This is a genomic window from Micromonospora sp. NPDC047812, from assembly GCF_040704175.1.
GTDB lineage: Bacteria > Actinomycetota > Actinomycetes > Mycobacteriales > Micromonosporaceae > Micromonospora.
The window spans coordinates 496,614-515,218 of sequence record NZ_JBEYRY010000003.1; the positions used below are offsets into that span (position 1 = coordinate 496,614).

Below are 18,605 nucleotides of genomic sequence, written 5' to 3' on the forward strand. Positions count from 1 at the left end.
ATGCCGTCCGGCGCCGCGACCGCACCGCCCGAGGAACGCCTGCGGCCAACCGGCCGCGCGCTGGACGGGATCGCCCCACTTTTCTCTCCAGACCCTGATGGAGTGTCCCTTCATTGAACTTCGACGACCTGTTCTCCAACTTCGGGACATACACGACGACCGGCCTGACGCAGGGCGCGATCTACGCCCTGGTCGCGCTCGGCTACACGCTGGTCTACGGCGTGCTGAGGCTCATCAACTTCGCCCACTCCGAGGTCTTCATCGCCGGCGCGTTCGCCGCGATCTGGACCTGGAACGGCTTCGGGCTCGACCAGAACTCGCAGGTCAGCGGGATCGGCTCGATCCTGTTCTACCTGCTGGTGGCCATGATCGTCGCGGCGATCGCCTCGGCGGGCACGGCGACCGTGATCGAGCGGGTGGCGTACCGGCCGCTGCGTAAGCGCAACGCGCCGCCGCTGGCCTTCCTGATCACCGCGATCGGCGCGTCCATCGCCATCTCCGAGGCGTTCGGCATCTGGACCCGCCGCCGCCCCGAGGGCGCCCCGATCCTGGTCAGCCAGGATCCGCTGTTCCACGTCTTCGGCGTGCCGATCGACGCGGTGCAGCTGCTCACCCTCGGCGCGGCGCTGGCGATGATGATCGCGCTGGACCTGTTCATCAACCGCAGCCGGGTCGGTCGCGGCATCCGGGCGGTCGCCCAGGACGCCAACACCGCCGCGCTGATGGGCGTGAACAAGGACCGGATCATCCTGATGGTCTTCATCGCCGGCGGCAGCATGGCCGGCGTCGCCGGTCTGCTCTACGACGTACGGATCCAGACCCTCACCTACAGCGTCGGCTTCCTGCTCGGCCTGAAGGCCTTCACCGCCGCGGTGCTCGGCGGCATCGGCAACCTGCGCGGGGCGCTGCTCGGCGGCCTCCTGCTGGGCGTGGTGGAGAACTACGCCTCCGGCCTGTTCGGCAGCGAGTGGAAGGACTTCGCCGCGTTCGCGCTGCTGGTGGTGCTGCTGATGTTCCGGCCGACCGGTCTGCTGGGTGAGTCGCTGGGGAGGGCACGGGCATGACGACCGTCTTGGAAAAGGTGCGCTCCGGCCGCGAGGCGGCCGGCGAACGGTGGCGCGGCGCGCCGCGCTGGGTGCGCTGGGCGCTGCTGGCCGCGGTGATCGTGTTCTTCTACGCGCTGCCGAACAAGGAGTTCTACCAGTACCTCGGGCCGATCCCGACCCCCGGTGCGAACTTCACCCAGGTGATGTTCACCGTCTCGATCTACGTGCTGCTGGCCGTCGGCCTGAACATCGTGGTCGGCTTCGCCGGCCTGCTCGACCTCGGCTACTTCGGCTTCTTCGCCGTCGGCGCGTACACCGTGGCGGTGCTGACCTCGCCGAGCAGCGACATCAAGACGCTGTGGCCGTGGCTGCTGGCGGTGCCGGTGGCGATCGCCCTGACGATGGTCTCCGGCGTGATGCTCGGTACGCCGACCCTGCGGCTGCGGGGCGACTACCTGGCGCTGGTGACGCTCGGCTTCGCCGAGATGATCCGGATCGGCGCGGTCAGCTCGGAGTTCCTGAAGGGCCAGCGGGGCTTCAACCAGATCCCGCACCCCCCGGGCCAGTACGCCGACGGCAAGCCGTTCTTTGGCGTGCTCGACGCCCGCCCGTACTACTGGCTGGTGCTCACGGTGATCATCCTGGTGGTGATCGGGGTGCGGAACCTGACCCACAGCCGGGTCGGGCGTGCGTGGATCTCCATCCGCGAGGACGAGGACGCGGCGCAGCTGATGGGCGTGCCGACGTTCAAGTTCAAGCTGTGGGCGTTCGCCGCGGGCGCCGCGATCGCGGGCCTGGCCGGTGCGCTCTTCGCGGGCAAACAGAACTTCGTCAACTCGCAGAACTTCGAGCTGCTGAACTCGATCATCATCCTGGCCGCGGTCATCTTCGGTGGTTCGGGCAACATCGTCGGCGCGATCGTCGGCGGTGGTCTGGTGGCGTACATGATCGAGCGGTTCCGCGGCATCGAGCTGCTGGGCGTCGAGCTGTACGAGTACCGGTTCCTGTTCTTCGGCCTGGTGCTGGTGGTCATGATGATCTTCCGGCCGGAGGGTCTGATCCCCAACCGACGACGTGCGGCGGAGTTCAAGGATCGTCGCAAGGAGGTGACCGTCGGTGAGTGACACCGAGCAGACGCCGGCCGTTCCGGCGCAGGCCGGCGCGCCGGCCGTGGAGGCGGTGCCCACCCGGGAGCCGCTGCTGGAGGTCGACAAGGTCACGCTGCGCTTCGGCGGCGTGGTCGCCCTGAACGAGGTGGACTTCACCCTCTACAAGGGCGAGATCCTCGGTCTGATCGGCCCGAACGGCGCCGGCAAGACCACCTGCTTCAACGCCATGACCGGCATCTACCAGCCCACCGAGGGGCAGATCCGGTTCCGTGGCCAGAAGGTCAGTGGCAAGAAGCGGCACCAGATCACCAAGATGGGCATGGCGCGGACGTTCCAGAACATCCGCCTCTTCCCGGAGATGACGGCGCTGGAGAACGTCCTGGTGGGCGCGGACGCGCACAACAAGACGAGCGTCATCTCCGCGCTGTTCCGCCTGCCGCGGTACTGGAAGGAGGAGCGCGCGAGCCGGGAGAAGGCCGAGCGCCTGCTGGAGTTCGTCGGCATCCGCAAGCGGATGCACGAGTTCGCCCGCAACCTCTCCTACGGCGAGCAGCGGCGGCTGGAGATCGCCCGCGCGCTGGCCACCGACCCGGTGCTGCTCTGCCTGGACGAGCCGGCCGCCGGCTTCAACCCGGCGGAGAAGGAGGAACTGCTCCAGCTCATCCGGCAGATCCGGGACACCGGCGTGACCGTGCTGCTCATCGAGCACGACATGCGCCTGGTCATGGGGGTCACCGACCGGATCGTGGTGCTGGAGTTCGGAAAGAAGATCGCCGAGGGGCTGCCCGCCGAGGTGCGGGAGAACCCGAAGGTGATCGCGGCGTACCTGGGGGTGCCGGACGATGCTGCTTGAGATCGACGATGTGAGCCTGCTCTACGGGCGGATCCAGGCGCTGCACGGCATCAGCCTGACGGTGGACGAGGGCGAGATCGTGGCCCTGATCGGCGCCAACGGCGCCGGCAAGTCGACCACGATGCGGGCGATCTCCGGGATCCGGCCGGTCGCCAGCGGCAGCATCCGGTTCGCCGGTGAGGACATCACCAAGCTCCGGGCGGACCTGCGGGTCCGGCGGGGGCTGTGCCAGGCCCCCGAAGGCCGCGGGATCTTCCCGGGCATGACGGTCCTGGAGAACCTGGACATGGGCGCGTACACCCGGCGCGACCGCGCCGGCATCGCCCAGGACCTCGACCGGGTGCTGGGGCTCTTCCCGCGCCTGGCCGAGCGGCGCAAGCAGCAGGGCGGCACCCTCTCCGGCGGCGAGCAGCAGATGCTGGCCGTCGGGCGGGCGCTGATGAGCCGGCCGAAGCTGCTGCTGCTCGACGAGCCCTCCATGGGTCTGGCACCGATGCTGATCCAGCAGATCTTCGACATCATCGTCGAGATCAACCAGCAGGGCACCACCGTCCTGCTGGTCGAGCAGAACGCCCAGCAGGCGCTGGCCCGGGCCCACCGGGCGTACGTGCTGGAGACCGGCCGGATCGTCAAGAGCGGCACCGGCGCCGAGCTGCTGCACGACCCGGCGGTCAAAGAGGCCTACCTCGGCGTGGCCTGACCGGCCGTCACCCCTCATCGCAAGGAGTACCCCATGTTCCGCATCAGTGGTGGCCGCCGGGCCGCCCTCGGCGTCACCAGCGCCGCCCTGCTCGCCCTCTCGCTGGCCGGCTGCGGTGAGAAGGAGAGCACCGAGCAGCCCGGCGCCGGCCCCAGCGTCACCGCCGCCGCCGACTCGGCGCTGGCCGCGAAGGTGCCCGACGCCATCAAGGCCGACGGCGTGATCAAGGTCGGCACCGACTCGACGTACGCCCCGGCGGAGTTCCTCGACGCCGACGGCAAGACGGTCGTCGGCTTCGACATCGAGCTGTTCAACGCGGTCGCGCAGAAGCTCGGCCTCAAGGCCGAGTACGAGTCGGCGCCGTTCGACGCGATCCTGCCCGGCGTCGACTCGGGCAAGTACGAGGTCGGCGTCTCCTCGTTCACCATCAACGCCGAGCGGATGAAGACCGTCAACATGGTCAGCTACTTCTCCGCCGGCACCCAGTGGGCGACCAAGGCCGGCAACCCGGCCAAGGTCGACACCGAGAACGCCTGCGGCAAGAAGATCGCCGTGCAGGTCGGCACCGTGCAGCTCGACGACATCACCGCCCGGTCGAAGAAGTGCACCGACGGCGGCAAGCCGGCCATCACCATCGACCAGTACCAGGCGCAGAGCGACGCCACCGCCGCCGTGGTCAGCGGCAAGAACGACGCCATGCTGGCCGACTCCCCGGTCGGGGCGTACGCGGTGAAGCAGAGCAACGGCCAGCTGGAGCTGCTCGGCGACATCTACGAGTCCGCCCCGTACGGCTACGCGGTGAAGAAGGACCAGGCCGCGTTCGCCGAGGTGCTCAAGGAGGCCGTCACGGCGGTCATCGCCGACGGCACGTACCAGGGCGCGCTGAAGAAGTGGGGCGTCGAGGGCGGCGCCATCACGACCCCGGCGCTGAACCCGACCAGCTGACCATGTCGGTCGGAACTGATACACCCGAGCGGGCACGGCCGGAACCCATCCGGGCCGTGCCCGTGCGGCATCCCGGGCGGTGGGTCGCCGTCGCCGTGATCGGGGTGCTGGTGGCCATGTTCGTGCACCTGCTGGTGACGAACAAGGCGTTCAACTGGTCGTTCATGATCGACGAGATGTTCCGCCCGCCGATCGTCGAGGGGCTGCGCGGCACCCTCGCGCTGCTGGTGACCTCCATGCTGATCGGTGTCGGGCTGGGCGTCGTCATCGCCATCATGCGGCTCTCGGAGAACCCGATCCTGCGCGGCGTCGCCTTCGCGTACACCTGGTTCTTCCGGGCGGTGCCCCGGCTGGTGCTGGCGATCCTCTTCGGCAACCTGGGCATCCTCTGGGCGCGCGTCGAGTTCGGCCTGCCCTTCGACCGGCAGATCGGCGCCCTGTTCGGGGTCGACGACTTCGAGGCGCGGCTGTTCGGCTTCTCCGCCGTGGAGATCCTGACCGGCTTCGTCGCCGGCATGCTGGCGCTGGGGCTGTCCGAGGCCGCCTACATGGCGGAGATCGTCCGGGCCGGCATCCAGTCGGTCGACGAGGGGCAGACCGAGGCCGCGCAGGCGCTCGGCCTGCGCCGGGGGCAGATCCTGCGCCGGATCGTGCTGCCGCAGGCCATGCGGGTGATCGTCCCGCCGACCGGCAACGAGACCATCGCCATGCTCAAGGACACCTCGCTGGTGGCCTTCGTGCCGGTCTCCACCGAGCTGTTCTTCCAGCTCAGGGCCGTCGGCAGCCGGACCTTCCAGGTCTTCCCGATGCTGGTGGCGGCGACCATCTGGTACCTGCTGCTGACCAGCGTGCTGCTGGTCGGGCAGTACTACCTGGAGCGGCACTTCTCCAAGGGCGTCGGGCGCAGCGGGCGGGCGAAGACCCGGCTGCGGGGGCTCGCGGCGGAGAGCGGCGGCACGACCGGGAAGGCGGACGGCGCATGACCGAGCTGACGGTGCCGGCAGCGGCTGACGGGGCGGCGGTGAAGTCCGTGCCGATGGTCCGGGCCGAGCAGGTGCACAAGTCGTTCGGGGCGATCGAGGTGCTCAAGGGCATCGACCTGGAGGTCCGCAGCGGCGAGGTGTGCTGCCTGCTGGGTCCCTCCGGCTCCGGCAAGTCGACGTTCCTGCGCTGCATCAACCACCTGGAGAAGATCAACGCCGGTCGGATCTGGGTGGACGGCGACCTGATCGGCTACCGCGAGCGCGGCGGCAAGCTGCACGAGATGCGGGAGAAGGACGTCGCCGCGCAGCGCCGGGCGATCGGCATGGTGTTCCAGCGGTTCAACCTCTTCCCGCACATGACCGCCCTGGAGAACGTCGCCGAGGCGCCGGTGCTGCTGGGCCGCGAGTCCAAGGCCGCCGCCCGGGACCGGGCCGCCGCGCTGCTGGAGCGGGTGGGGCTGGGCGACAAGCTCGGCAACTACCCGGGCCAGCTCTCCGGCGGACAGCAGCAGCGGGTGGCGATCGCCCGGGCGTTGGCGATGCAGCCCAAGCTGATGCTCTTCGACGAGCCCACCAGCGCGCTCGACCCGGAGCTGGTCGGCGAGGTGCTCGACGTGATGAAGGACCTGGCGCGTGAGGGCATGACGATGATCGTGGTCACCCACGAGATCGGCTTCGCCCGGGAGGTCGGCGACTCGCTGGTCTTCATGGACGGCGGCGTCGTGGTCGAGTCCGGCGTGCCCCGCGAGGTGATCGCGAACCCCCGGCACGACCGGACGAAGGCGTTCCTGGCCAAGGTGCTCTGAGCGGTACGCCGGCGCGGCCCCACCCGGGCCGCGCCGGCGCCCGTGCCGGTGTCCCGGAGTGTCGGAGCGGGCGGCTAGAGTCGCTGCCGTGACAGCTACGACGCCGCGCCTGCTTCTCGTCGACGGACATTCCATGGCATACAGGGCGTTCTTCGCCCTGCCGGTGGAGAACTTCTCCACCACGACGGGGCAGCCGACCAACGCGGTCTACGGCTTCACGTCCATGCTGATCAACGTGCTGCGCGACGAGCAGCCGACGCACATCGTGGTCGCCTTCGACGTCTCCCGCCGCTCCTTCCGCACCGAGAAGTACGCGGAGTACAAGGCCGGCCGCAGCGAGACCCCGACCGACTTCAAGGGCCAGGTGAGCCTGGTCAAGGAGGTCCTCGCGGCGCTGCGCATCCCGGTGGTGGAGAAGGAGGGCTTCGAGGCCGACGACATCATCGCCACCCTCGCCTGCCAGGCCCGCGACCAGGGCATGTCGGTGCTGATCAGCAGCGGCGACCGGGACGCGTTCCAACTCGTCGGCGACAACATCACCGTGCTCTACCCGCGCAAGGGCGTCTCCGACCTGGCCCGGATGGACCCGGCGGCGATCGAGGCGAAGTACGGCGTCCCCCCGGAGCGCTACCGCGACCTGGCCGCCCTGGTGGGCGAGACCAGCGACAACCTGCCCGGCGTGCCGGGTGTCGGCCCGAAGACCGCCGCGAAGTGGATCACCACGTACGGCGGGGTCGACGGAGTCGTCGCGCGGGCCGACGAGATCAAGGGCAAGGCCGGCGACAGCCTGCGCGAGCGGCTCGCCGACGTGATCCGCAACTACGAGATCAACTGTCTCGTCTCCGACCTGGAACTGCCGCTGCGTCCCGAGGACGCGCGTTGGGAGGGGTGGGACCGCGAGGCCGTCCACCAGGTCTTCGACACCCTCGAGTTCCGCATCCTGCGCGACCGGCTCTACCAGTACCTGGAGGCGGTGGAGCCGGAGGCCGAGTCCGGGTTCGACCTGACCGGCGAGGTGCTCACCGAGCCCGGGGCGCTCGCCGGGTGGCTGGAGACGCACGCGCCGGCCGACACCCCGGTGGGCGTGGCGGCGAAGCTCGACACGGGCCCCAACCGCCGGCACACCGCCTCGGTGACCGGGCTGGCGCTGGCCACCGCCGGCGGCGCGGCGGCCTGGTGCGATCCCGCCACCCTGGAGCCGACCGACGAGGCGGCCCTGGCGGCCTGGCTGGCCGACGCCGGGCGGCCCAAGGTGCTGCACGACAGCAAGCCGGCGGTGCTGGCGTTCGCCGCGCACGGCTGGAGCATGGAGGGCATCCTCCGCGACACCCAGATCGCCGCCTACCTGGCCCGCCCCGACCAGCGCTCCTACGACCTGACCGACCTGGCCCTGCGCTACCTGCACCGCGAGCTGCGGGTCGACGCCCCGGAGACCGGCCAGCTCACCCTGGAGGGGCTCGGCAACGACGGTGAGGCGGAGCAGAACCTGATGCTCCAGGCCCGCGCCACCCTCGACCTGGCCGACGCGATCGACGCCGAGCTGTCCCGCGACGGCGAGCAGTCGGCGCGGCTGATGGCCGGGGTGGAGCTGCCGTTGATGCGGGTGCTCGCCGGCATGGAGCGCACCGGCATCGCCGCCGACACGCACTACCTCTCCGAGCTGGAGGCGCACTTCGCCGCCGAGGTGAAGGCCGCCGCCCAGGGGGCGTACGAGGCGGTGGGCCGGGAGTTCAACCTGGGCTCGCCGAAGCAGTTGCAGGAGATCCTCTTCGGCGAGCTGGGCCTGCCCAAGACCAAGAAGATCAAGACCGGCTACACCACCGACGCCGACGCCCTCCAGTGGCTGCACGCGCAGAACCCGCACCCGGTGCTGGCCCACCTGCTGCGCCACCGGGACGTGGCGAAGCTCAAGACGACCGTCGACGGGCTGCTCAAGTCGGTCTCCGACGACGGCCGCATCCACACCACGTTCAACCAGACGGTGGCGGCCACGGGCCGGCTCTCCTCGACCGAGCCCAACCTGCAGAACATCCCGATCCGCACCGAGGAGGGCCGCCGGATCCGCCGCGCCTTCGTGGTGGGGGAGGGCTACGAGTGCCTGCTCACCGCCGACTACAGCCAGATCGAGATGCGGATCATGGCGCACCTGTCGTCGGACGACGCGCTCATCGACGCGTTCAACTCCGGCGCCGACTTCCACGCCGCCACCGCCTCGTCGGTCTTCGGGGTGCCGGTCGACGAGGTCACCGCCGACCAGCGGCGCAAGATCAAGGCGATGAACTACGGCTTGGCGTACGGGCTGAGCGCGTTCGGCCTCTCCCAGCAGCTCGGGATCACCGCCGAGGAGGCGCGCGGGCTGATGGAGAACTACTTCGCCGGCTTCGGCGGGGTACGCGACTACCTCCAGGAGGTCGTCGCCCGCGCCCGGCACGACGGCTACACCTCGACCATCCTGGGCCGCCGCCGCTACCTGCCCGACCTGGCCAGCGACAACCGGCAGCGCCGGGAGATGGCCGAGCGGATGGCGCTCAACGCCCCCATCCAGGGCTCGGCGGCCGACATCATCAAGGTCGCCATGCTGCACGTCGACACGGCGCTGCGCGAGGCGGGCCTGCGCTCGCGGATGCTGCTCCAGGTGCACGACGAGCTGGTCTTCGAGGTCGCCCCGGGCGAACGGGAGACCCTGGAGGCGCTGGTGCGGCGGGAGATGGGCGCGGCGCACCCGTTGTCGGTGCCGCTGGAGGTCTCGGTGGGCGAGGGGCGCGACTGGAACAGCGCCGACCACTGACGGGCACCGTCCCGCCGTACGTCGGCGCCGGCCCTGTCCGGGTAGGCGGCAGGCAGGGCCGGCGTCCATCGTCGAACCGCGCGGGACGGCTGTGGTCGGGGCAGGGCCCGCGTCGCCTTCAGGCGTGCGGGACGGCCGTGCCCGCCGCGCGCAGGGCCGCCGCCAGCCGGTCGCGTACCGCCGTCTGCGCCGCGATGCGGGCGTCGAGCACCGCGAGCCGGTCCAGGGCGACCCGGACACCGGCGGGCGCGGGCGCGGCGGCGGCCACGTCCCCGTCCAGGCAGGGCAGGAACGTCCGCACGTCGTCCAGCGTCAGGCCGGCGGCCAGCAGGTGACGGATGTTGCGCACCCGGCCGACCGAGCGCTCGTCGTAGATCCGGTAGCCGTTGTGGGCCCGCCGGGAATCGAGCAGTCCGTGCCGCTCGTAGTGCCGCAGCGCGCGCGGGGTGGCGCCGGTGGCCTCCGCCAGCTCGCCGATCAGCATGGTCCACACCTCCGGGCACCGTTTCTACCAGGCCGCCAGGCGGGGCCGGCGCTTCTGCCAGGCGGGCTCGGCGGCGCCGTCACGCGACCACGGCGCCGCCGTCCACCGGCAGCACGACGCCGGTGACGAAGCCGGCCGCCGGGTCGGTGAGGCGCAGGATCGCCCAGGCCACCTCCTCGGGGCGCCCGATGCGTCCCAGCGGCGTCCGCGCCACCTGCCACGAGCGGACGTCGGCCTGCTGCTGGGGCGTCAGACCCTGGTGTGCGCCGATCGGGGTGTCGACGGCGCCGGGCGCGACCGCCACCACCCTGATCCCGTGCGGCGCGAGTTCCACCGCCCAGCTGCGGGTCAGCGAGTCCAGGGCGGACTTTCCCGCCGCGTACAGCGAACTGCCCGGCCAGGCGCGTGACCCGACCGACGTGGTGACGTTGACGATGACGCCGCGGCTGTCGGTCAGCGCCGGCACCGCCGCCCGGGCGAGCTGGATCGGCGCGACCAGGTTCGTCGCCAGGTGGCGCTCGACCGTGTCCGCGACGAGGGAACCGAGCGGACCGCCGCCGGCGACGCCCGCGTTGTTGACCAGGACGTCGAGGCGGCCGTGCCGCTCGGTGGCGGCGCCGACGATCAGCTCCGCGGCGCCGGGAGCGGTGACGTCGGCGACCAGCGGTTCGATGCCGGGGTGACCGGCGGCGGTCTCCGCCAGGGGCGCGGCCCGTCGTCCCACCGCGACGACGTGCGCGCCCCGGGCGCTGAACTCACGGGCGGTGGCCCGTCCGATTCCGGTACCCGCACCGGTGACGACGACGATCCTGCGCTGCGCTCGACTCATGGTGCGGATCGTCGGACCCTGCCGTCAGTGGCAGGGTCAAGCGGGCGGGCTCAGCGCTTCAGGGGGTCGTGCCCCCAGTTCATCAGCGACCAGCGCCACTTCGTGTCGCGGACGTCGCCGGAGGGGCGCTGTGCCATGTGCCGGCGGACGTAGCCGACGACCTTGCGCATGTGCCGGTAGTCGCCCTCGGAGAGCTCGGCACGCTTGCGCCGCAGCAGATTGATGATCTTCCGGCCGGACTCGTGCCCGACCGACTCGCCGCCGCCGGAGCGCCCACCCTTGTGCCAGCCGACCTGCTTCGACTCGTCGGTCTCCAGCCACTTCGACAGCTCGGCCGGCTTCATGTTCACCGCCTCGGTGAACTCCCGGTAGGTGTCGCGGCCCTCGTCACCCCTGCTCATGGCGCAGCACCTCCGGTCGGTGTGCGACGTCCCGCCCCGAGTCGTCGTTGCGGATCCGGTACTGCGGGTCGTCCGGGGACGCGTTCACGGCGTGCCCGCGTACGTGCGTGCGTTCGGTGATCTTCTCCTTGACCACGCCGTACGCCCGGCCGCTGTGGCTGGCCCAGGAGACGTGGTCGCCTCTGCGGAACTCGCTCTGCTCGGCCATGCCGCGCGGGTACCCGGCGTCGACGGGCCGAAACGACGACCCGCGGGCTACGGCGTGATGTCGGTGATCGGCAGCTTGATCTCGAACGGTTCGGTCAGCTCGATCAGTTCGGCGCTGTCGGCGATCAGTTCGTACTGTCGCTCGCCGCCCGGCCCGCGCCGCTCGCCCCGCCGGTAGGCGTAGAGGTGGATGGGGTCCTGCTCGATCCGCCAGTAGAAGGGGATGCCTGCGGCGGCGTACTCGCCGGGCTTGGCGAACCGGTCGGTGCGGCGGTGCCGGGCGACACCACCTCGACCGCGAGGATGACGTCGTCCGGCATGAGCAGCGACCGGTCGGCGGTCACCTCCGTCCGGCACAGCAGCACGTCCGGCTGCCGGCTGGTGTTCGCATTGAGGGCCACGCCGACGGCCTGTGTGGCACGCAGGTGTGCGGGGCAGTGGGTCCGCAGCCACAGCCAGAGCAGGCTGGAGATGTCCTGGTGGCCCAGGGTGGGGGAGGGTGTCACCTGGATGACTCCGTCGACGAGTTCGACGCGGGGGGCGTCGTCCGGCAGGTGGAGCAGGTCCTCCAGCGTGTAGTCGGCGCGCTGCTGCCGGATCGGGTCCGGACACCATGGGCCAGGCGGTGTCGCGGTCGGCTCGGCGCTCACCGGCTCAGCGTAGCCCCGCGGCCCGCCTCGGACGTCGCACTGACTGTCCGGCTCTCGCGGGCGGGCTTCTCGGCGACGAAGATGGCGGTACCGGGGAACAGCCGGCCGCGCAGCGGGCTCCACTGCCCCCAGATCCCCTCGTGTCCCTCGGGCCACTCCGGCTCCACGAGGTCGAGCAGGCGGAACCCGGCGCCCACGAGCTCGCGGACCCGGTCGCCGAGCGTGCGGTGCTGCTCGACGTAGGTGGCGTCGCCGGCCTCGTCCTGCTCCACGTAGGGGGAGCGGTCGAAGTACGAGTGCACGGCGGTCAGCCCGCCCTCGCCGGGGTCGTCGAGGAAGATCCACCGCATCGGGTGGGTCACCGAGAACACCCACCGGCCGCCGGGGCGCAGCACCCGGAACACCTCGCGCATGACCGCCGCCGAGTCGGCCACGAACGGGACCGCCCCGAACGCCGTGCACGCCGTGTCGAACGCGGCGTCGGCGAAGGGCAACGCCAGCGCGTCGGCCTGCACCAGCGGCACGCGTACGCCGGTGCGTCCGGCCGCCAGCGCGGCGTGCCGCAGCATGCCGGCGGACAGGTCCAGGGCGACCGGCCGGGCGCCCCGGGTGGCGAGCCACCGCGCGGCGGCGGCGGCCCCGCAGCCGAGTTCCAGCACCCGCCGTCCGGACAGGTCGCCCAGCAGCCGTACGTCGGCCTCCCGCACGCCCTCGGGGCACCAGACGAAGTCCAGGTCGCCGAGGAAGCGGCCGTGCTCGGCCTGGTAGTCGTCGGCGTCGGCGTCCCACCAGCGGCGGTTCGCCCGGCGGGCCTCGGCGTTGCCGACCCGGCGCCGGGTCACCCGGCTGTCGTCATCCACGCGCTCACGCTAGCCCCGGCGGCACCGCGGGCCGGCCTACCCCCGCAGTGCGTGGCGCGGCGCCCGGCGCTACCGTTCACCCTGATGCTCCTGTGACGGACGCGACACCTGCGACGCCTTCCTGCCGATATCTCCGCTTTCGCAGCTGACGACGCAGCGAGAGGACGGGAGGCCTTGCACGCTGTGGTAATGCAGCGGGTAGGCTAGATGATGCGCTCGCGGATCGTGTGCCTCGGCAGGGAGCAGGTGCGCGGTCTCCGGGACCACTGGCGGAGCCACATCCATGATCTCACGCGATGATCTTTCGGTGTGCCCGGCGACGGATCCGCTGGCGCGAACAGGTCACCGCGACACACCAGCCTGCTGTGACACACCATCCGACCGGAGCAACCGCCCACATGACGAGCAGCATCGAGGCCCCCTCGAGCGCCACCCGGGTCACCCACGACGATCTCGGTTCCGAGGAGGCTTTCCTCGCCGCGATCGACGAGACCATCAAGTACTTCAACGACGGCGACATTGTCGAAGGCACCGTCGTCAAGGTCGATCGGGACGAGGTCCTGCTCGACATCGGCTACAAGACCGAGGGTGTCATCCCCTCTCGGGAGTTGTCGATCAAGCACGACGTGGACCCGGCCGAGGTCGTTTCGGTTGGTGACCACATCGAGGCCCTGGTCCTCCAGAAGGAGGACAAGGAGGGTCGTCTGATCCTCTCGAAGAAGCGGGCGCAGTACGAGCGGGCCTGGGGCACCATCGAGAAGATCAAGGACGAGGACGGCGTCGTCCGCGGTTCGGTCATCGAGGTGGTCAAGGGTGGCCTCATCCTCGACATCGGGCTGCGGGGCTTCCTGCCCGCCTCCCTGGTCGAGATGCGTCGGGTGCGCGACCTGCAGCCGTACGTCGGGCGCGAGCTCGAAGCCAAGATCATCGAGCTGGACAAGAACCGCAACAACGTGGTCCTGTCCCGCCGGGCCTGGCTGGAGCAGACGCAGTCCGAGGTGCGCACGGAGTTCCTCAACAAGCTCCAGAAGGGCCAGGTCCGCAAGGGCGTCGTGTCCTCGATCGTCAACTTCGGCGCGTTCGTCGACCTGGGCGGCGTGGACGGTCTCGTGCACGTCTCCGAGCTGTCCTGGAAGCACATCGACCACCCGTCCGAGGTCGTCGAGGTGGGCCAGGAGGTCGAGGTCGAGGTCCTGGACGTCGACCTGGACCGCGAGCGGGTCTCGCTGTCGCTGAAGGCGACGCAGGAGGACCCGTGGCGTCAGTTCGCCCGCACCCACGCGATCCAGCAGATCGTGCCGGGTAAGGTCACCAAGCTGGTGCCGTTCGGCGCCTTCGTCCGGGTGGACGACGGCATCGAGGGCCTGGTCCACATCTCCGAGCTGGCCGAGCGCCACGTGGAGATCCCGGAGCAGGTCGTCCAGGTCGGCTCCGAGGTCATGGTCAAGGTCATCGACATCGACCTGGAGCGTCGCCGGATCTCGCTGTCGCTCAAGCAGGCCAACGAGGGCTTCGTCGAGGGCGAGGAGCACTTCGACCCGACCCTCTACGGCATGGCCGCGACCTACGACGCCGAGGGCAACTACATCTACCCGGAGGGCTTCGACCCGGAGACGGGCGAGTGGCTCGAGGGGTACGACAAGCAGCGCGAGACCTGGGAGAACCAGTACGCCGAGGCGCGTCAGCGCTGGGAGGCCCACACCAAGCAGGTGCAGACCTCCCGGGCCGCCGACGCCGAGGCCGCTGCCAACCCGGCTCCGGCCGTCACCGGTGGTGGCACCACCACCTCGACCAGCGCGGCCCCGAGCCGCCAGGCCGAGGAGCCGGCCGGCACCCTGGCCACCGACGAGGCGCTCGCCGCTCTGCGGGAGAAGCTCGCCGGCGGCAAGTGACCCGCTGAACGACGACGGGCCCCGTCCCCGCGATCGCGAGATCGCCGGGGGCGGGGCTCCCGTCTTTGCCGCGCCGGCCCCGCCACCGCCGGTGTCGTCGTCCCGCCTACGCACCCGACGCGGCGGCGACCGGCTGCCTCAGGATGGTGCGTTGCCTCTCGGGTGCGACCCTGCGGAAGTCGCTGAGGTAGATCTCGTGGTGTCTGCCCACCATCCGCAGCCCGTTGCCGGGAACGAACTCACCGTGCAGTCGCGCCAGCACTTCGGCCTCCTCGTCGAAGGAACCGACGTGCAGCGTCTGCACGCACCGCCCCTCGGACAGCGTTCCCAGGCGGATGTCGTCGAGACGCGCCGGGCGGTTCCCGGCCCCGGCCTGCTGCACGGCGGCGGTGACCATGCCCTGGTCGATCCAGTCCGGGACCATGATCATGAGCGTCCAGTCCCACCGTGCCTTGTCGCGTCGCGCGGTGAAGGAGTCCATGTCCTCGGCCCACCACAGGCCCTCCAGGGGCGGGACGACGTAGTCCCGGCCGAGGTCCCGCCTGCTGGCGAACTTGAGCTTGTAGGCCACCGGGTAGAGGGCTCCGATGGCGCCGGTGAACGCCGGTGAGGCGTTCGGGTCGCCATGGCCGTCGATCATGAGGTACCGCGTGTCGGGCACGTCCAGGATCCGGAACCGGCCGCGTCTGGCCTGGTAGGCGTCGAGGGTCTTCTTGAAGTCGGTCTTGTCAGTCATCAGGCACCTGGGCCCGGGTGGCGAGCCACTGCCTTTCTGCCTCCAGGAGGCTCAGTGAGTACGAGAACACCTCGCGCGCCGGGTGCGGGAGGGGGTCCTGCGCCTGCTGCGCCGCCCGGACCGACTCGATGCGGGCCTCGACCCGCGCCAGCCGGGTACGCAGCGCCTGCGCGTACTGCCGCTCGGAGAACAGGGGCAGGTTGGCGATGCCGACCAGAAGCGGGTGCCGCACCGGCTGCGGTTCCTCGATGAGGGCCAGCGCGGTGCGCGCCGCGGCCGCCCGGCCCTCGGCGGTGGCGTGGAACACGTGGCGGGACTTCGGGGCGGCGGGAGCCTCGGGAACGTGGACCAGGCCGCGCTTCTCCAGCTTGGCGAGCAGGTAGTAGATCGAGGAGAACCCGATGTCGGACCACTGCCGGATGCCGCGTCGCGCGATCACCTGCTCCAGGTCGTAGCCGTGCCGGGGTCGTTCGATGATCAGGCCCAGCACGGTCAGCTCGGCGGTGGTCAGCTCCACGGTCCTATCCTAGTACTGGAATAGGGCCGTGCGACGTCCCCCAGGGAACCCGGTCCGGGGGTGCCCCCGGTGCCGGCGGCGCGGTCGTGATCCGGTTGACTGGTGCCGTGCTGAAGGTGGGACTGACCGGGGGAATCGGGTCCGGCAAGAGCGCCGTGGCGAGGCGACTGGCCGAGTGCGGCGCGGTGGTGGTCGACTCCGACCGGATCGCCCGCGAGGTGGTCGCGCCGGGCACGGAAGGGCTGGCCGAGATCGTCGCGGCCTTCTCCGAGCGGGTCCTCGACGCCGACGGCGCCCTCGACCGGGCGGCGCTGGGCGCGCTGGTGTTCGCCGACGAGACGGCGCGCCGCCGGCTGGAGGCGATCACCCATCCCCGCGTACGGGCCCGCTCCGCCGAGCTGGCCGCCGCGGCGGCACCCGACGCGATCGTGGTCAACGACGTGCCGCTGCTGGTGGAGGTGGGGCTCGCGCCCACGTACCACCTGGTGGTCGTGGTGCAGACGGAGGTGGCCACCCGGCTGGCGCGGCTGGCCCGCGACCGGGGGATGGACCGGGCGGAGGCCGAGCGGCGGATCGCCGCGCAGGCCGACGACGCCCGGCGCCGGGCCGCGGCGGACGTGCTGCTGACAAACGACGGCAGCCTCGACGACCTGCACGCGGCCGTCGACGTGCTGTGGCGCGAGCGGCTGCGGCCCTACGAGGCGAACCTGCGCGAGCGGCGGCCGGCCCGGTCGGACCGCGTCGCCCTGGCGGAGGCCGACCCGACCTGGCCGCAGCAGTACGCGCGGCTGGCCGCCCGGATCCGGCACGCGGTCGCCCCCGCCGACCTGCGCGTCGACCACATCGGCTCGACCGCGGTGCCGGGGCTCGCCGCCAAGGACGTGATCGACATCCAGCTCACCGTCCCGACCCTCGCCGACGCGGACGGGCCGCTGGCGGAACGGCTCGCGGCGGCCGGTTTCCCACGCCTGCCCGGCGAGTGGTGGGACAACCCCCGCCCGCCCGGTAGCGGCCGGTGGGAGAAGCGGCTGCACGGCAACGCCGACCCGGGCCGCCCCGTGCACCTGCACGTCCGCCCCGTCGACTCGCCCGGCTGGCGCTACGCGCTGCTGATGCGCGACCACCTGCGTGCCGACCCGGACCAGCGGGCGGCCTACCTGATGTTGAAGCGGGAGCTGGCGGCCTCCGCCCCGGACAGCGCCACCTGGACCACCGCGAAGGACCCGTGGTTCGACGAGGAGCATCTGCGCGCCGAGCAGTGGGCGGCGCAGACCGGCTGGCGTCCCTGACCGGTCAGCGCCCCCCGGCCGGGGACCGGGGCGGCGCGACGAGCCGGGGCACCGTGGTGGGCGTCAGGTCGAGCTGAGCCCAGGCGCCGGTGCGGGTGCGCAGCTCCAGGCGGCGCAGCGTGCCGGACCGGTCGATCCAGTAGCGCAGCAGCCCCCGGGACGTGCGCAGTTCGACCACGTCGACGCTCTTGCCGGCGACGGTGTCGCCGCGCACCCGCAGGGCGGCGTCGCGCCCGCCGGCCGATCCGGCGGCCCGCAGCGCCGCGTCGAGCAGCAGGCCCAGGTCGCCCGCGCGCCGCGGGTCGGCGCGCCAGCCCCGGGCGGGCGGCGGCAGCGGCGGCCGGCCGGGCGACTCCACGGTGCCCGGGACCGTCGCGGCCGGCACCTCCGCCCGGCGCACGCCGGCGCCGTCGAGGCGCAGCAGCGTCCGGCGCTCCGGCACGCCGAGGTCGGCGACGGTGACGTACGCGGCCCGCCCGCTCCAGCTCACCCAGCCGGTTCCGCGCAGGTTCGTGGCGGCGGCGACGGGCGCGGTCAGGGTCACGGCGGCGCCGCCGCGGGCGCGCAGCCGGGCGGGCAACCGGTCCAGCCGGCCCCGCTCGGCGCCGGTCAGGGCGCGGGGCTGCCCGGGGCGGCCGCCGAGGGCGTCGACCGGCCGCAGCGTGGGCCGGTCGCTCCGGTTCAGCTGCACGGTCACCGGTCCGACGCCGGCCAGCCCGGTCTCCAGCCGGTGCAGCCGCGCGTCGTGGTCGAGCCAGTAGCGGGGGTGCCCGCCCGGCACGGGGGTCGCGGCGCCGGGGCCGGACGGCGGTGCCTGGAGGATGTCGACCGGCGCCGCCCCGACCGTGGCCCCACCGACCCGGCGCGCGGCGTCGGCCGGCGGCTCCGGACGGTCCGAGGCGAGGCGGAAGAGCAGGTCGAGCACGGCGGCCAGCCCTTGCCCGGCGGGCGGGTCGTGCAGCCGCCAGCGGTCCGTCGGCGGCACCAGCGGGGGCGGCGCGGGGGTCGGCACCGCCGTCGGGTCGGGGCGCAGCAGGACCACCGTCGGGGTGGCCTGGAGCAGCCCGCGCTCGGCGCCCGCGCCGGGCCCGCCGACGTCGAGGTAGACCAGCGACCGGGACCAGTCGACCCAGCCGACCAGTTCGGTACGCGCCGCGCCGGTGCCCGCCGTCACGCGTACCCCGGCCCGCAGGTCCCGGTAGTTGGTGACCCGCATCGCGGCCAGTCGCTCGCGCTCGTCGCCCGTCAGCGCCCTCGGCTGCTCCGGCCGCCCGGGCGCCCAGCTCGCCAGCCCCACGACCAGCGCGCCGGCGGAGAGCACGGCCACGGCCGCGAGCACCAGCAGGACGGTGCGCCGACGGCCGGTCACCACCCGTGGGATGCCCCCGGTGTGCGCGTCGTCGTGCGCCGGAGGGCCCTGCGGCGGGTGCGGCGGGCCGGTACGGGCGGCGGAGGTCTCCACGGGAGGTTGAACGGGATTCACCCCCGTGGGGTGACGAGCAGGGGCGCT

19 protein-coding genes are annotated in these 18,605 nt (G+C 72.0%); 10 read left to right on the forward strand and 9 right to left on the reverse strand.

Going from position 1 to position 18,605, the window contains the following annotated elements; all coding sequences use genetic code 11:
* Positions 1–113 precede the first annotated feature (113 nt).
* From AB0883_RS17320 to polA, 8 genes are all read left to right on the forward strand, one after another.
* A complete protein-coding gene (locus AB0883_RS17320) occupies positions 114–1,064 on the forward strand; it encodes a branched-chain amino acid ABC transporter permease (RefSeq protein WP_366642125.1) in 951 nt (316 codons plus the stop codon).
* Entirely contained in the window at positions 1,061–2,170 is a 1,110-nt protein-coding gene (locus AB0883_RS17325; RefSeq protein WP_121400628.1) for a branched-chain amino acid ABC transporter permease, read from the forward strand. Before AB0883_RS17320 ends, AB0883_RS17325 begins: the two co-directional genes overlap by 4 nt.
* 46 nt (positions 2,171–2,216) lie before the next feature.
* Positions 2,217–3,008: an ABC transporter ATP-binding protein gene (locus tag AB0883_RS17330; RefSeq protein ID WP_165947810.1), complete on the forward strand. Its 792-nt coding sequence runs from the start codon at positions 2,217–2,219 to the stop codon at positions 3,006–3,008.
* Positions 2,998–3,708: an ABC transporter ATP-binding protein gene (locus tag AB0883_RS17335; RefSeq protein WP_366642126.1), complete on the forward strand. Its 711-nt coding sequence runs from the start codon at positions 2,998–3,000 to the stop codon at positions 3,706–3,708. The genes AB0883_RS17330 and AB0883_RS17335 overlap by 11 nt, the downstream gene beginning before the upstream one ends.
* 33 nt (positions 3,709–3,741) lie before the next feature.
* A complete protein-coding gene (locus AB0883_RS17340) occupies positions 3,742–4,653 on the forward strand; it encodes an ABC transporter substrate-binding protein (protein ID WP_366642127.1) in 912 nt (303 codons plus the stop codon).
* A gap of 2 nt (positions 4,654–4,655) precedes the next feature.
* Positions 4,656–5,636 carry an amino acid ABC transporter permease gene (locus AB0883_RS17345; RefSeq protein ID WP_366642128.1) on the forward strand — a complete coding sequence of 327 codons (981 nt, stop codon included), beginning with the start codon at positions 4,656–4,658 and terminating at the stop codon, positions 5,634–5,636.
* Positions 5,633–6,442 (forward strand): amino acid ABC transporter ATP-binding protein, encoded by an 810-nt coding sequence (locus AB0883_RS17350; protein ID WP_366642129.1) that lies wholly within the window; start codon positions 5,633–5,635, stop codon positions 6,440–6,442. Before AB0883_RS17345 ends, AB0883_RS17350 begins: the two co-directional genes overlap by 4 nt.
* 88 nt (positions 6,443–6,530) lie before the next feature.
* Entirely contained in the window at positions 6,531–9,230 is a 2,700-nt protein-coding gene (gene polA / locus AB0883_RS17355) for a DNA polymerase I (RefSeq protein ID WP_366642130.1), read from the forward strand.
* A 118-nt stretch (positions 9,231–9,348) separates the two neighbouring features.
* Here polA and AB0883_RS17360 read toward each other — a convergent pair whose 3' ends face one another.
* The 6 genes from AB0883_RS17360 to AB0883_RS17385 form a co-directional block, all read right to left on the reverse strand.
* A complete protein-coding gene (locus AB0883_RS17360; RefSeq protein WP_366642131.1) occupies positions 9,349–9,714 on the reverse strand; it encodes a MerR family transcriptional regulator in 366 nt (121 codons plus the stop codon).
* A gap of 79 nt (positions 9,715–9,793) precedes the next feature.
* A complete protein-coding gene (locus AB0883_RS17365; RefSeq protein ID WP_366642132.1) occupies positions 9,794–10,543 on the reverse strand; it encodes an SDR family oxidoreductase in 750 nt (249 codons plus the stop codon).
* Between the two features lie 50 nt (positions 10,544–10,593).
* Positions 10,594–10,944, reverse strand: coding sequence for a DUF3140 domain-containing protein (locus AB0883_RS17370; protein WP_101411732.1), 351 nt, complete (start codon positions 10,942–10,944; stop codon positions 10,594–10,596).
* Positions 10,931–11,152 (reverse strand): DUF2945 domain-containing protein, encoded by a 222-nt coding sequence (locus tag AB0883_RS17375; protein WP_121400637.1) that lies wholly within the window; start codon positions 11,150–11,152, stop codon positions 10,931–10,933. Before AB0883_RS17375 ends, AB0883_RS17370 begins: the two co-directional genes overlap by 14 nt.
* A 124-nt stretch (positions 11,153–11,276) precedes the next feature.
* Entirely contained in the window at positions 11,277–11,801 is a 525-nt protein-coding gene (locus tag AB0883_RS17380; protein ID WP_366642133.1) for a Uma2 family endonuclease, read from the reverse strand.
* The gene (locus AB0883_RS17385) at positions 11,798–12,661 is read right to left on the reverse strand and encodes a class I SAM-dependent methyltransferase (RefSeq protein ID WP_366642134.1); all 864 of its coding nucleotides are present in this window, start codon (positions 12,659–12,661) and stop codon (positions 11,798–11,800) included. Before AB0883_RS17385 ends, AB0883_RS17380 begins: the two co-directional genes overlap by 4 nt.
* Before the next feature lie 296 nt (positions 12,662–12,957).
* On the opposite strand from AB0883_RS17385, the gene rpsA reads away from it, so the two are divergent.
* Positions 12,958–14,553 carry a 30S ribosomal protein S1 gene (rpsA, locus tag AB0883_RS17390; protein WP_088999324.1) on the forward strand — a complete coding sequence of 532 codons (1,596 nt, stop codon included), beginning with the start codon at positions 12,958–12,960 and terminating at the stop codon, positions 14,551–14,553.
* A 106-nt stretch (positions 14,554–14,659) separates the two neighbouring features.
* Here rpsA and AB0883_RS17395 read toward each other — a convergent pair whose 3' ends face one another.
* Entirely contained in the window at positions 14,660–15,289 is a 630-nt protein-coding gene (locus AB0883_RS17395) for a GyrI-like domain-containing protein (protein ID WP_366642135.1), read from the reverse strand.
* Complete coding sequence (locus AB0883_RS17400; protein ID WP_366642136.1) at positions 15,282–15,806, reverse strand: PadR family transcriptional regulator; 525 nt, start codon at positions 15,804–15,806, stop codon at positions 15,282–15,284. Before AB0883_RS17400 ends, AB0883_RS17395 begins: the two co-directional genes overlap by 8 nt.
* 107 nt (positions 15,807–15,913) lie before the next feature.
* Between AB0883_RS17400 and coaE the strand changes: the two genes are divergently transcribed.
* Positions 15,914–17,095 carry a dephospho-CoA kinase gene (gene coaE / locus AB0883_RS17405; protein ID WP_366642137.1) on the forward strand — a complete coding sequence of 394 codons (1,182 nt, stop codon included), beginning with the start codon at positions 15,914–15,916 and terminating at the stop codon, positions 17,093–17,095.
* Between the two features lie 4 nt (positions 17,096–17,099).
* On the opposite strand, the gene AB0883_RS17410 is transcribed toward coaE, so the two are convergent.
* Positions 17,100–18,557, reverse strand: a complete 1,458-nt coding sequence (locus tag AB0883_RS17410; RefSeq protein WP_366642138.1) for a hypothetical protein — start codon at positions 18,555–18,557, stop codon at positions 17,100–17,102.
* Between the last annotated feature and the right edge of the window lie 48 nt (positions 18,558–18,605).

Bases quoted from the DNA above. Each gene is read 5' to 3' on its own strand.
- AB0883_RS17325 (WP_121400628.1), top strand. From the start codon at position 1,061: ATGACGACCGTCTTGGAAAAGGTGCGCTCCGGCCGCGAGGCGGCCGGC.
- AB0883_RS17335 (WP_366642126.1), top strand. From the start codon at position 2,998: ATGCTGCTTGAGATCGACGATGTGAGCCTGCTCTACGGGCGGATCCAG.
- AB0883_RS17340 (WP_366642127.1), top strand. From the start codon at position 3,742: ATGTTCCGCATCAGTGGTGGCCGCCGGGCCGCCCTCGGCGTCACCAGC.
- AB0883_RS17345 (WP_366642128.1), top strand. From the start codon at position 4,656: ATGTCGGTCGGAACTGATACACCCGAGCGGGCACGGCCGGAACCCATC.
- AB0883_RS17350 (WP_366642129.1), top strand. From the start codon at position 5,633: ATGACCGAGCTGACGGTGCCGGCAGCGGCTGACGGGGCGGCGGTGAAG.
- AB0883_RS17360 (WP_366642131.1), bottom strand. From the start codon at position 9,714: ATGCTGATCGGCGAGCTGGCGGAGGCCACCGGCGCCACCCCGCGCGCG.
- AB0883_RS17365 (WP_366642132.1), bottom strand. From the start codon at position 10,543: ATGAGTCGAGCGCAGCGCAGGATCGTCGTCGTCACCGGTGCGGGTACC.
- AB0883_RS17370 (WP_101411732.1), bottom strand. From the start codon at position 10,944: ATGAGCAGGGGTGACGAGGGCCGCGACACCTACCGGGAGTTCACCGAG.
- AB0883_RS17375 (WP_121400637.1), bottom strand. From the start codon at position 11,152: ATGGCCGAGCAGAGCGAGTTCCGCAGAGGCGACCACGTCTCCTGGGCC.
- rpsA (WP_088999324.1), top strand. From the start codon at position 12,958: ATGATCTTTCGGTGTGCCCGGCGACGGATCCGCTGGCGCGAACAGGTC.
- AB0883_RS17395 (WP_366642135.1), bottom strand. From the start codon at position 15,289: ATGACTGACAAGACCGACTTCAAGAAGACCCTCGACGCCTACCAGGCC.